Raw genomic sequence first — 14,168 nt, forward strand, 5'->3', positions numbered from 1 at the left:
AAGGTTACTACCTGTAGCATTCAGATCTGAAACTTGTGCCGGAGAACATAAAGCCTGAGAAGACGAAACTGGAGCATTTGGCGCAGTAGTTACCGTTACTGTTACCGGAGCCGAAGTCGTAGTACAGCTATATCCATTGTATCCGTTTATAAATAGTGTAAATGTACCCGACTCTGTTACAGTTATACTGGCATTATCAGGTAAAACATTCGCATAAAACTGACCGTTGCGAAGCCACGTGCTGTTTGCATCGATTTGACCGCCAGACTGAAGCACTACGCTTCCGCCTTCGCAAAATGCTGTAGCTCCCTGTGGTGCTATAGAAGCCGTTGGCGCAGCTACAGATGTTAAAATATATGGACTACTCGTTACACTAGTCTGTGTAGTACAGGCACCCGGTGTTACAGTAACCCTGCAACGCACATTAGTAAGGTTTGTAATAGTACGTGTAAAAGTACTGCCTGTTTCGCCCGGCTGTACTGTATTAGCAATAAGCCACTCATAAGTAGGGTTTGCACCTGCATTGCTTACCGTAGCAGTAAAAGTTACGCTACTTCCTGCACACACATAATTATTATTGTTGATGTTATTATGCTGTACATCGGTACTGCTTACCGTTACTGTTGGTGCAACAGCAGTATTTACCGTTACACTTACCGCAGTTCTTGGACCTTCGCAGCCATCAAGGGTTTGTGAAACATAATAAGTTCCCGTAGCCAAAGCCGTCTCAGGGCTAAGAGCCGTGCCGCCTGTTTCTGCGCTATACCATTGCAGGGATGTACCTGTAGCAGTTAAATTTGCTACAGTACCAGCACCACAAAATGTTTGTGCCGAAGCTGTTGGGGCCGGGGTTGTACACTGCACCCATACAACGGGTGCAAATGAACCACTTGGGGGCTTGTATGCCTTAACTTTAGTGGCAGACATGCCCGGTGTAATCGCATGTACCGTTATGCAAAGCAGCATGCAAAGCCATAACAGGGCGTGTTGTGTTTTCGTAGTTTTCACTCTCATACTTTTTGTGTTATTTTATTATCTGGTATTAAAAGCGTTATAAACTTAAAAGTTTACAGTATGGGGTTCATTAATTTGTAGCCGGGCACATTTTACAATCTCACGTCAAAACCGTAAGACCGTAACAGTATGTTTAAACTATCCGGCGATAATATTTCTGCGAAGGCAAAAAACAGGTTCTCTCCTACCGGTTTTTTATTTTCAGCCTTTGAGTCTGCCGGATGAGTAAGACCGACAGCCTCAACGCGTCGCGATGAGTAATGTAGTATTTGTTCCATATAGTATGTAGTTGATTTTAAATGGTAAAAATATTACTAATAAAATCAAAAAAAAATACCTGTAATCAGGTATTTTAGTAAGAACTAATGTTTATGCACAATTATTTGTAGTTGCCTTAAATATGTTGGTTATAAACTGTTAATTGTTCTATGTTTTAACATCAACAAGGTTAATTATTAACATTTTGATAAGCAAAAAATAACAAGTCTTTACTTCCTAAATAGCACTTACAGAGTAAAATAAGTAAGCTTTTGCCTACTAATATATAAATGAAAATATTATTGCAGTAAAAACCGTAATTTTGCACAAAATGAAGAAGATGGTTAAGATAGGCAATATTGAGCTTCCGGAGTTTCCGTTACTGCTCGCCCCGATGGAAGATGTTAGCGACCCGCCATTCAGGAGGCTTTGCAAAACCCATGGTGCCGACCTGATGTTTAGCGAATTTATATCGAGCGAAGGCCTTATACGTGATGCTATGAAAAGCCGCATGAAACTTGATATTTTTGATTATGAACGCCCTGTAGGCATTCAAATCTTTGGAGGAGATGAAGAGGCTATGGCACTATCGGCAAAAATTGTTGAGGCAGTAAACCCCGACCTTGTAGATATAAATTTTGGCTGCCCCGTAAAAAAAGTGGTTTGTAAAGGTGCCGGTGCCGCAGTACTTAAAGATATAGACCTTATGGTGCGCCTTACCAAAGCAGTGGTAGACAGTACCCATTTGCCTGTTACAGTAAAAACCCGTTTGGGTTGGGATGAAAACTCTATAAATATATATGAAGTGGCCGAGCGGCTACAGGATGTTGGCATTAAGGCCCTGAGCATTCATGGAAGGACGCGTGCGCAAATGTATAAAGGTGAAGCGGACTGGACAGAAATTGCACGTGTTAAAAATAATCCGCGCATTACTATTCCTATTTTTGGAAATGGCGATATAGACAGCCCCGAAAAAGCACTTGATTATAAAAACAGGTATGATGTAGACGGTGTAATGATTGGACGCGCTGCCATTGGGTATCCCTGGATATTTAATGAAATAAAACATTTTGTTGCTACCGGAGAGCACAAAGCACTCCCAACTCTTGCCGACCGTGTAGAAGCCGCCAGGAATCATCTTACCTGGGCTATAGAATGGAAAGGAGAACGCGTAGGCGTTTTTGAAACCCGCAGGCATTATACAAATTACTTTAAAGGCATTGCTAATTTTAAAGAATACAGGCAAAAACTGGTTACCGGAGATGGAGCACAGGATGTGTACAACACCCTCGATGATATCCTTCAGCATTTTGGGGAAGGGCTTCCGTTAATGCAGGGTTGATCTAATCCTACAGAACAGGAAATATAAAGACACTAATTTCTCAAATTCGTATTTATCTATTGATGATAGTTTGAGAAATTAGTGTCTGTTTTTTTATAGTTAATATGCGAAAAAAAAACGTGTAAAACTTAAAAATCCCTGCCGCATTACGCTGACAGGGATTCAAGTAAATCGGGGACCTGATTTTTAGAACACTATTTTTTTGCTTACTTTGCCTTTAACAGTGTCAATTTCTACAATAAGCACCTGTTGCTGAACCTGTAGTCCATTAACAACTGTTTCTGTAGCATTAATGCCATTTTTAGTATAAAGTTCTCTTCCATGTATGTCAAGAACCCTTACACCATTCATTAAAGCTGTACCTGAGTTTATATTTATAGCCGTACCTTCTTTGAAAACTATTATACTGTTAGCGTTTAGCTCAGGGTTGTTATTACCAAGAACTTCGCGTGCATATACAATTTCAAACCTGTCTTCAATCGTACCAGCATTTGTTGTAAAGCTGTATGCGTTTGCAAGAGATGTAACAGTGCCCAAAAGATTATCTTTTATAAACACTTCCTGGCCTTCTTCAAAAACACCGTCTTTATGATCTATACTTATAGTGTATGTACCTGCATCGGTAGCAGAGTATCCCATTGGCACAATATCACCTGAAGTAAAGGCAGGCCTTGCCTGTATGCCGAGTTTTTTATCTGCTGCAAGAGAATATAAAGAAACTAATCCGCCACTGTTTATCGCTGCTGCATCATAACCATAATCAACACCTGTAGTAGCCCCTTCAACATAACCTATAGCCGTTTGGCTGAAACTGTTGTTAACACCACTAAGGTTTAACCAAACTCGCGACATAGGGTTTTGTGCTGTCCTGAAAAAGCCCTGATTTCCGCTGGCAGGAGCTTCTTTACGCATAGCATTATTATACGTTATAACCGGATTGGATTGGTTTTCAGCAGTTCTCACTAAGAAGCCCTGACCCTGAGCTAACCTCCAGTTTGCATTACTGCCCTGATAGTAAACTGCCTGGTCCTGGCCGCCTGCTGTGTAGTTTGCTGGAGGGTTTCCTCCACCAAACGGAGTAGCAGTGTTTGCTATCAAACCTAATAATGTTAACGTAGCATAAGAAGATACCTGATAGTCGTTTCTTTTTCTCCAAAGGTAAATACCAGAATCAGCATCTATAACACCGCTATTGGCCGCGAAGAACTCTACCAGACCAATCGGCGACGGGTAAGGATTACCGGTAGCTGTATAACGGCTGCCCTGTGTAGAAAGCGGATAAGTTATTGTTCCGTTATGAGGCACACCTGTAAATGTACCAGGATATCTTATTGAAGCACTGCCTGCATTATATCCGGTAGTACTGTTGCTGTTTGGCATACGGATAAGGTAACCTTTAGCTGTTTCAAAATTTGTTGTCGATGGATTTACAAGGAAATATTGCTCTACATTGGCCTGTATTGAACTTTCATAAGCATACTTATATTCGTAAAAACGACCTGTGTTAGTTAGCGGAGAGAATGCCAATAGCTGCTGCCCACTTACCGGAGAAGACCACATAGTATAATCCAGTCTGTATAATGGGTTGGTATTTTTTATAACAGTAATATTACCTGTATTGCCAACAGCATTGTCCTGTATTAACGATCCGTTATTATTTACAGTAAACGAACCGCCTGTTACAACATTTACTTCGTTAACAACCTGTAAAGATCCTGATGTAGCCACAATAAGACTTGCACCGTTTGATATGGTTATGCTTTTAGCATGGCCTGTTAAACCTACAACCGTAGGCTGGTTTACCGGAGCCGAAGGAATACTTACAATTGTATACTGTGTTGGGATACTACCGCAAGCCCAGTTGGCAGAATTGTTCCAGTAAATATCGCTTGCACCCGTCCAAACGTTAGTGTCGTTAACAGTAACAGTAACCGGATCTGATGCCGATGTACACACTACAGATGTTCCGCTGCTTGTTACAGCCCTATAACGTGTAGTAGTTGTTAAAATACCTGTTGTGTATGATGCAGTTGTTGCGCCTGTTCCGGTGGTAACATTTGTCCAAGTTGATCCGTCTGTAGATTGTTGCCATTGTATAGAACCGGCAGAACCTGATATAGATACAACTGCATTATTACCGGCACAAACAGTTTGGTTTCCTGTAATTGTACCAGCATTGGCATAGTTAACCGTAAAGGCAACCGCACTGCTTCGTGTAGCAGCACAAGCAAAACCCTGTGGATATACCTCAGCATAGTAGTATGTTGTTCCTGCTGTAGTTACAGAAGGCGAATAAGTTCTTGACGTTGCCCCACCTATAAGAGTACCGCCAGTGTTACTGTTAGTAGTATTGCTGTACCATTGATATTGCGGAGTGTTGCCTTGTGCACCTACCTCAACAAAAGCAGGAGTTCCCTGGCAAGTCTCTGCGCCTGTAGCAGAAAGTACTACAGTATTTAAATAAGCCGGATTAGAAAAAGCGGCACCTGATGGATTGGTTACCAAACACCTGTAAACCGCAGCACTGCTTGCCAGTACGGGGTTGATGGTTAGGGTTGCAGTTGTAGCACCACTAACACCATTGCCGTTAGTTAACGCCACGCCGTTTCTTTCCCACTGATACGATATCTCTGTACCTGTAGCAGTAACCGAAACCGAAAACTGGGCCGATCCGTTAGGACATACAGCCTGAGAAACCGGATGTGCAGAAATTTCCGGAGCAGGTATTTGAAATGAATTCCTGTTGTAAGCCATAAAAGCAGGGTCGCTGGTGCCGCTTGGCATTACTTTAAAGCCAACCGCCTGAGTTCTGTTAGTACTTGTTATACCAAAGTCTGACAGTTTATAACCAACAAGTCTTATATCTCGTGTATTGGCTCCAATTGTTCTTGTACCGTTAATTACGGCAGTATTTAAAGGCTCATTTACAGGGAGCGTAAAGAAATCTGTTTTATAAGTTCCAACCGGAGTTACAGCACTAAGGTCTATCTGTACAGGGTTTCCAACAATATTGCCATTAACATCTACAAAACAGTACACTGAGAAAGAATCACTACTTGGTTGAGCTACCTGAGAAACAAGTATATCCGGAATGGCATCATCGATTACCGTATTATTAAAAATAGTACCCGACTGGAAATTTAATACTGATGTAGACGGAAGGTTTGTTACTCCCGAACCAAGGTTAAGACCACGAATACCATCAATAAGGACATCACGTACAGAAAGACCTGCAACACTTGGTGCGGTTGGCACTCCACGGGTGCTGCTTCCATCTACCATACTTCCTAAAACAATAAGGTTAGGGTTATCTGTAGCCGATGGAACAGTTCCACTTATGTTGTTAACAGGCAATGCCCTAAAGTTACTTTGAGTATAAGCACCTGTTGTAGCAGAGTTACTGTTTAAGACATCTACTACAGCCGCCTCAGTACCTGTACTGTATAGTACACCGTTATACCTGAAAGCCATAAGACTATGACCTGTATCAGGCTGATTGGCAGCAACACCACTTGCGGCCGAAGAGCTCCAATAGCCGTTCCAGTTTGTAATTACACGGGTAATTCCTGAACCTGCCGGTGTGGCAGCAGGTGCAATGTAAGCAAGCGTGGTTGCTCCGTTAACAACAGTACTACCCCTAACAACAGTTACAGTAAGCTGAGCTTCCGTTCCTGAAGTTACACCTGTAACAAGCGGTAAAATAGCCGTAATTGTTGTGTTGTTTACAACCTGAAAAGATGTAGCTGCAGTTGCAGTACCTCCCGGCCTTGTAAACCTTACAGCGGTAATGTTAGTTGGGTTGGTAAAGTTTGTACCTGTAATAGTTACAGTAGTTCTTTGAGTAACCCTCGTGGGGCTATAACTTGTAATGGTAGGCGTTGTTGTTTGCGCAAAAGCCCCTACCCCGATTAAAAGCAGCCATAGCAGTAGCTGCCTTTTTACAAAGGAAGTAATTTTTCGAACCCTCATGTTAGTCAAATTTTAAATTTATTACAAAGAAAAAAAAATATTAATATTTAATAAGTTTAACAATAGTTAAAGTATCGTTAGAGAAATAGTATTGTAAGAAATTTTAACCTTTCTGTAAATAGATCTTAACCCTAATTTAACCTCCTTAAAAGTATTGCGCATTCCAGCATACAAAAGCTTTTTAGGCAAATACAATTATTTATTAATCAGTATCTTGAACACAAAACTAATACCTGGTTCTTCTATTTCCAAACAATTTTAACCGCAACTAAAAAAATGTGTATTTCACACTAATTTACAAATAGTATTACAAAATCGACATTATTAGAATCGACAAAGTATCAATTTAATCGATTAACAACGCAATTCCAACCACCTAAATTCATAATCCATATTTTCAAAGTATTCAAAATATAGATGCCAGCAATAAAAATATTCTTACAATGCCATCTGCCCCCTGTTTTAAATTATTAAAATATTCATTTCGTTGTCATTTCTTAAATTATAGTATGGTTTAGAATATTCTCACTAATTTTGATGTTCTCATTAAAATCACTTATAATGAAATACCATCAGATAGACAGCAGCCTCTTTGTAAAAAACCGCGCAAAGTTTGCCGCGCAGATGAAACCTAAAAGTGTTGCCGTATTTAACTCTAACGACATATACCCCGTAAGTGCAGACAGCACCCTGCCTTTCGCCCAGCACCGAGACATTTTTTACCTAAGTGGTGCCGATCAGGAAGAATCGATACTTCTGCTTTGCCCAGACGCTCCTTATGAACACTTGCGCGAAATATTATTTCTTCGCGAGACCAACGAGCATATTGCCGTTTGGGAAGGCGAAAAACTAACTAAAGAGCGTGCAACTGCCGTTAGCGGCATTAAAAATATTGTGTGGCTTAAAGATTTCGAAAAAACACTTTTTGAGATCATGACCTACTGCGATACTATTTATGTAAACACGAACGAACATTATCGCAGCAGCGTGGAGACAGAAACCCGCGAAGCTCGTTTTATAAAATGGTGGAAAGACAAATATCCGGCACATCAGGTGGCTAAAAGCAACCCTATACTGCAACGCCTTCGCTCGGTTAAAGAACAGGAAGAGTTAGACCTTATGCAGCATGCCTGCAACATTACCGAGAAGGGTTTTAGGCGTGTGCTTGGTTTTACAAAACCGGGCGTATGGGAATATGAGCTTGAGGCCGAATTTATTCACGAATTTTTGCGCAACCGTTCTAAAGGGTTTGCCTATACTCCTATTATAGCATCGGGCAATAATGCCAACGTACTTCACTACATAGAAAACAACCAGCAATGCAAAGACGGCGACCTTATTTTATTTGACGTTGCTGCCGAATATGCCAATTACAGCAGCGACCTTAGCCGAACCATTCCGGTAAACGGTCGTTTTACCGAAAGGCAAAAAGCAGTCTACAATGCAGTGCTCAATGTAAAGAACGAAGCAACAAAAATGCTTGTCCCAGGCACATTATGGAAACAGTATCATATTGAAGTAGGTAAACTAATGACATCTGAACTTCTTGGGCTTGGGCTTTTAGATAAAGCCGATGTACAGAACGAAAACCCGGACTGGCCTGCCTACAAAAAATATTTTATGCACGGCACGTCTCACCATCTGGGTCTGGACACACACGATTATGGCTTGCTTTATGAGCCAATGCAGGCAAATATGGTGTTTACCGTAGAACCGGGCATTTATATTCCTGCCGAAGGTTTTGGTGTTCGTCTTGAAGACAATGTGGTTATCCAACCAAGTGGCGAACCTTTTAACCTTATGAAGAACATTCCTATCGAAGCTGAAGAGATAGAAGAAATTATGAATGCGTAATTAGTTATAACGTTGAAAGTTGTAAAGTCGTTTTGAGGTTTCTTCCGATTTACTTACATACATATAAAATAAAAGCAGGCCTCAAACGAGTAGCCTGCTTTTTGTTTTTCAATATATTCTCTACTATTTTACAAGTACAAGTTCATTAAGCAAAGTGGTTATAAAACCAACCTCTTCTTTGTTTAACTTTACATTTATTGCTTTGGCATTTTGCACTGATTGCTCTGCATTACGCGCACCTGCAAGAGCAACAGTAATAGCCGGCTGTTCAATAGTCCAGCGCAGTACCAGTTGAGACAGTGTTGCATTTTTCTCGGCAGCAAGCGGTCGAAGCTTATCCAAAAACCCGTTAACCCTCTTTAGGTTTTCGTCTTTATAAAAATAAACATTTGCACGATGGTCTCCGGTTTCAAAAGTGTATCCCGGTTTCATTTTTCCGGTTAACAAACCGCGCTCCAACGGACTGTATGCAATAATAGATTTTACGTTCTCTAAAGCATAAGGCACAAGCTCTGTTTCAATATCCCTCTTCACCATACTGTAGGGCACCTGATCGCTAATAATATTTACATATTTATCGGCTTCTGCAACCTGTTCGGCAGTATAGTTACACACACCCGCATAGCGCACTTTGCCTTGTTTTATAAGTTCGGCAACCGTTTCCATAGTTTCCTGTATAGGTGTGGTTACATCATGCCAGTGAATTTGGTAAAGGTCTATATAATCTGTTTTCAGCCTGCGCAGGCTGTCTTCGCACTCCTTAATAATGCTCTCGCGGCCTGAATATTTATAAATATCAATATCCTTACCGCTGTTGTCCTGGCTTTTCATAGCAAGGGTTCCTTTCGCCAAATCCCAGCGCATGCCATATTTTGTAATGATCTGAACTTTATCGCGCGATATGCCTTCTAAAGCTTCAGCTACAATTTCCTCGCTATCGCCCTGCCCGTAAATGGGTGCAGTATCTATAGAGGTTACACCCTCATCATACGATTTGCGGATAGCCTCTATAGAGCCGTTACGCTCTGTACCTCCCCACATCCAGCCTCCGGCAGCCCAGGCACCAAAGGTTATTGCTGATAGTTCAAGATCTGAATTTCCTATTTTTCTGTATTCCATATTTTTTAGTTTAAAGTCTCAATCAGCGTTAGCAATAGCTACCCAAACTGAGACATTTATTTTTTATTTATTAATTTGAGTAAGACTACCGTAAACTGAGACTGGGACTGAAACTGTAAACTACTCAATAGCCTTAACCCTGTTTACCAGCAATGCAATGCCAACCCCAAATATACCTATTAAGGCAAAAGACATTTTTAAACCCACGGCATGAGCAATATATCCTATTACAGGCGGACCAATTAAAAAACCTAAAAAACTAATGCTCGATACTGCCGTTAGTGCTTTACTGGGTTCTATACCCGGCGTCTTTCCGGCAATGCTGTACACGCCCGGCACAACAGTACTTACGCCTAAGCCTACAAGCATAAAACCAATTGCCGCCGGAACTATATAAGGTAAAAACACCGCCAGGTACATACCGCCCGATATGAGGACACCGCTAACCTGCAATACTCTTTTACGGCCAAAACGTTGCGTAACTTTATCGCCTATAAAACGACCCGAAGCCATCATTACCATAAACGAAGTATAGCCCAAAACCACAAGAGATTCTGGTGCTCTTACTACATCTTTAAAATACACACCGCTCCAGTCGAACATTATACCCTCGCTCACCATACTGCAAAAACCTATAACACCCAACCATGTAAGTGCCGGGTTTAGCTTAGGCAACAGGCTTTTTTTCTTGTGTTTTTCTATTGCTTCCGGTTTAGCAGGCTTTGTTTTTACCAAATAACGATAGTTAAATGCAATAACAATATATAGCAATACTGCTACAACAGCAAAATGTATGCGGGGAGGCAGGCTAAAGTTCATCATTAGTAAACCTATAAGTGCCCCCGTAAAACCGGCAAGGCTCCATGCGCCATGAAAAGACGACATTATAGGCCTGCGGAAGATACCCTCTGTAAGCAGTCCCTGTGTGTTTACAGATATATTGGTAAAATTGCTCGAGATGCCAAAGCAGAATAATGACAGCATGAGATGCCAACGCTCTGTGCCCAACCCCAGTGTAACCATAGAAGCTATATACAGGATAATGCCTACTACCACGGTTTTACTGCTACCGTACTTGACTACAATTCGTGCCGAAAAAGGCATCATTAGCAATTGCCCACACGGAATAGAAAAGAGTACCGTACCCAGATCGGCCTCACTAAGATTAAGAGCCTGTTTAATATCGGGTATTCGGCTTGCCCACGTGGCAAAGGTTAACCCCATAGAAAAATAAAACAACGATACGGCAAGGCGCATGCGGTTCAGGTAACTTTGTTTGGCCTCTTTATACGCTTTAAGCGGTTTTCGGACCTTTCTCGAGAGGTTTATTTCGGTATCCATACCTACAAATATACAACACTATTCTTTCAAAAGATCTTTGGACTGTGCAATGAATTTTTATATGCTTCTATATGAGGCATAATAAAATAATTCGCTTTCCCTACTTCCATATATATTATCCGTTCATCCTCATAAACCCAATCCTGTAAATATGAAGTCTACAGGGTGTACACCTCAGGGTTTACACAGGCCTTAAGCTCTTCGCTCTTTAAACCTGCAATTATATTTTGAGCCACAAGTGTTGCCATAGCGTTGCGCGTTTCTTTTACCGTCGAGCCTATGTGCGGCAGTACCGAAACATTTTCCATATCCAGTAGTGCATTGTTTCTATCCATTGGCTCGGGATTGGTAACGTCAAGACCTGCACCCCAAATTGTTCCGTTCTCTAAGGCTTCTTTAAGGTCGGCTTCGTTATGAACACCGCCACGGGCAGTATTTATAAAGAGTGCATTAGGTTTCATTTTAGCAAAGGCCTCTTTATTAAAAATACCTTTAAGCTGCTCGCTCAAATTAGCATGGACTGATATTACATCGCTTTGCGCCAGCAGTTCATCAAATGATACTTTCTTTGCATCAAGTTCTTGCTCAGCCTGCTCGTTGTTGCTTCTGTTATGGTAAATAATGTTCATGCCATAAGCACCTTTGCTCATCTTAGCCATCTCGAAACCAATATTGCCCAAGCCTAATATGCCAAGGGTTTTACCAAACAGGTTTATTCCCAGACCGGCAGTAGGTTCAAAAAAATTCCATTCGCCTTTGGCAATCCTTTTATGGTGGTAAAATGCCTTGCGTGCTGTGGATATCATCAGTAAAAAAGCGGCCTCGGCTGTTGCCTGGCTCAGTACATCGGGTGTATTGCCAATGGGAATTTTGTATTTTGTAGCAGCCTTAACATCTACATTATCATAGCCCACCGAAAAAAGTGCTATTACCTTTAAGTGACTGCACTCTTTAAAAAATTCTTCGCCAATCTTTCTTCCGCCGGCAAGCACAAGAGCATCAGCCTTCTTGCAATTTTCAATAAACTCGGCATCAGTAAGTTCGCGTTTTTCCTGCCATTGGCTCAGTTCAAAACCTTCGCCTTCAATAAGATCTATAGCGGCTTGTGGCAGTATCCGTGTTGCAAATATTTTCATAATTTATAGTTCCTGCAAGGTTTTAAAAACCTTGTAGGTATTTATTAGAATGATTATTGTTTAAACCTACAAGGTCTCAAAGACCTTGCAGGTTAAGCTTACCACGCACTTGCCTGCGTTAGCAACTCTATGTCCTGGGCAGTAATGTCAAGGTTTGGAGCATCTATAAGACTTTGGAGCTGATTAAGACTTGTGGCACTAACAATAGGTGCCGTAACCGACGGGCGGTGTATGAGCCACGCCAATGCAACGGCAGCCTGGGTAGTATTCAGTTTTGCAGAAACTTCGTCTAATGCAGCAAGTATTTTAAATCCGCGGTCGTTAAAATTCTTGTCCATATCGCCACCACGGGCACTTTTGCCAAGATCGTCTTTAGTGCGGTATTTCCCGGTAAGGAATCCGCTGGCAAGCGAAAAATAAGTTATTACACCCAGATTGTTACCAAGACAAATAGGTTCAATGCCGTTTTCATATTTCTGCCTTTCTAAAAGACTATATTCCGGTTGAAATGTTTGATACAATGGGAGTCCGTGTTTCTGAGCAACTTGCAAAGATTCCTTGAGCCTTTCGGGCGAGAGGTTGCTTGCCCCAATATAGCGCACTTTACCCTCTTTTATAAGCTGGGCATAGGCATCAAGGGTTTCTTCTATAGGGGTTTCGGGGTCGTCCCAATGGCTTTGGTACAGGTCTATATAATCCGTTTGCAATCTTTTTAAAGAAGCATCTACTGCCTCTAAAATATACTTTTTAGACAGGCCTTTTTTACCATTTCCCATATCGCTGGCCACTTTGGTAGCAATAATAAGGTCGTTGCGTTTTTTACTCTTTTTAAGCCAGTTACCAATAATAGTTTCGCTCTCTCCGCCCTCATTGCCCGGTGCCCAGCGTGAATATACGTCGGCGGTATCTATAAAATTAAAACCTGCACCGGTAAAACCGTCCAGTATTTCAAATGATTTTTTTTCGTCAATTGTCCATCCAAAAACATTGCCTCCAAAACTTATCGGATACACTTGCAAATCAGAGTTCCCTAATTGTCTTTTTTCCATGGTAGTAAATCTTGTATTATAAATTGATTACGCATTTTTGTTCGCTGCTCGCGATTGCAGCATCTATAATTTTCATTATCCTAACACCATCTTCGGCAGTAACCGGCTCGGGCGCATCTTCGGTTATGGCTTTATACACCCCATCGAAAATGTCGTAATAATTGCCCTGTAGTGTAGGTATTGTTTTCCTGACAACTTCGCCATTTATTTCGGTATGCAATAGTCCTGACAAACTTTCGGGCTCAGTACCCCAATCGGCCAGGTTAGGCTTAGCCCCAGTTTTAAGCGTATCTTCCTGTAAATCTCCGCGAAGTTTAAAGAAGCTACCCTTGCGTCCCTGAATAATATAAGCGGGCAGCTGCTCGCGGTTAAAGAAGCCCGCATGGAGTTTTACTCTTTTATCAGCATAAAATAAAATAATGTCTATGTTGTCGTCTACAAGCGAATTCTCCCTTATAGTACGAACATCTGCCGAAACAGCTTCAGGATAACCAAACAAATAAAGCGCCTGATCTATAATGTGAGGCCCAAGGTCTTTAAGCACTCCGGCGCCTGCATTAGCACTTTCTTTCCACGCCTTGGGGCTAAGTATTGGGTTGTATCGGTCAAAACGAATTTCGGCCTCCACAATTTCTCCCAGCAGGCTTTTATCAAGTACATCTTTTACTGTTTTAAGGTCGCTGTCCCACCTGCGGTTTTGGTAAACGGTAAGCTTGAGTCCTTTACTTTTTGCAAGATCTCTAAGCTCTTCTGCCTCGGCAGCGGTGGTGGTAAAGGCTTTCTCTACCAACGCATGTTTACCTGCCCCTAATACTTTTTTGGTAAACTCATAATGGGTGTCTACCGGGGTGTTTACTATTACAAGATCGGCATCACTAGCCAAAACCTCTTCTAAAGACGCGTAGCTCTTTACCTGCGGATAGTCCTGCTGTATAAGGTGTTTGCTGCGCTCCCAGCTGCCTAAAAGTTCGAAACCGGGGTGCAGTTCTAAAAATGGGGCATGAAATACTTTGCCCGACATGCCGTATGATAAAAGGGCTGTTTTGATTGTTTTTTGCATAATTTACTACCCAAAAGGGCATTGGA

At 41.6% G+C, this 14,168-nt stretch carries 8 protein-coding genes and 1 pseudogene; 2 read left to right on the forward strand and 7 right to left on the reverse strand.

Annotation, left to right across the window (positions count from 1 at the left end; all coding sequences use genetic code 11):
* A pseudogene (locus tag GR160_RS14945) lies at positions 1-1,008 on the reverse strand (hypothetical protein); the annotation flags it as partial.
* A 604-nt stretch (positions 1,009-1,612) separates the two neighbouring features.
* Between GR160_RS14945 and dusB the strand changes: the two are divergent.
* Entirely contained in the window at positions 1,613-2,614 is a 1,002-nt protein-coding gene (gene dusB, locus GR160_RS14950; protein ID WP_160750879.1) for a tRNA dihydrouridine synthase DusB, read from the forward strand.
* Positions 2,615-2,800: 186 nt separating this feature from the next.
* Here the strand turns inward: dusB and GR160_RS14955 are convergent, their stop codons facing one another.
* Positions 2,801-6,583, reverse strand: coding sequence for an immunoglobulin domain-containing protein (locus tag GR160_RS14955; protein ID WP_160750699.1), 3,783 nt, complete (start codon positions 6,581-6,583; stop codon positions 2,801-2,803).
* A gap of 561 nt (positions 6,584-7,144) precedes the next feature.
* Between GR160_RS14955 and GR160_RS14960 the strand changes: the two genes are divergently transcribed.
* Entirely contained in the window at positions 7,145-8,437 is a 1,293-nt protein-coding gene (locus tag GR160_RS14960) for an aminopeptidase P family protein (RefSeq protein ID WP_160750700.1), read from the forward strand.
* A gap of 123 nt (positions 8,438-8,560) precedes the next feature.
* On the opposite strand, the gene GR160_RS14965 is transcribed toward GR160_RS14960, so the two are convergent.
* The 5 genes from GR160_RS14965 to GR160_RS14985 all read right to left on the reverse strand — a co-directional run bounded on the left by GR160_RS14965 (position 8,561) and on the right by GR160_RS14985 (position 14,142).
* A complete protein-coding gene (locus GR160_RS14965; protein ID WP_160750701.1) occupies positions 8,561-9,556 on the reverse strand; it encodes an aldo/keto reductase in 996 nt (331 codons plus the stop codon).
* Positions 9,557-9,676: 120 nt separating this feature from the next.
* Positions 9,677-10,897: an MFS transporter gene (locus tag GR160_RS14970; RefSeq protein WP_160750702.1), complete on the reverse strand. Its 1,221-nt coding sequence runs from the start codon at positions 10,895-10,897 to the stop codon at positions 9,677-9,679.
* Between the two features lie 158 nt (positions 10,898-11,055).
* Positions 11,056-12,033 (reverse strand): D-glycerate dehydrogenase, encoded by a 978-nt coding sequence (locus GR160_RS14975; RefSeq protein WP_160750703.1) that lies wholly within the window; start codon positions 12,031-12,033, stop codon positions 11,056-11,058.
* 98 nt (positions 12,034-12,131) lie between these two features.
* A complete protein-coding gene (locus tag GR160_RS14980) occupies positions 12,132-13,082 on the reverse strand; it encodes an aldo/keto reductase (protein WP_160750704.1) in 951 nt (316 codons plus the stop codon).
* Positions 13,083-13,098: 16 nt separating this feature from the next.
* Positions 13,099-14,142: a Gfo/Idh/MocA family oxidoreductase gene (locus GR160_RS14985; RefSeq protein ID WP_160750705.1), complete on the reverse strand. Its 1,044-nt coding sequence runs from the start codon at positions 14,140-14,142 to the stop codon at positions 13,099-13,101.
* Between the last annotated feature and the right edge of the window lie 26 nt (positions 14,143-14,168).

The sequence above is a fragment of the Flavobacterium sp. Sd200 genome, from assembly GCF_009826935.1.
Taxonomy (GTDB): Bacteria; Bacteroidota; Bacteroidia; order Flavobacteriales; family Flavobacteriaceae; genus Flavobacterium.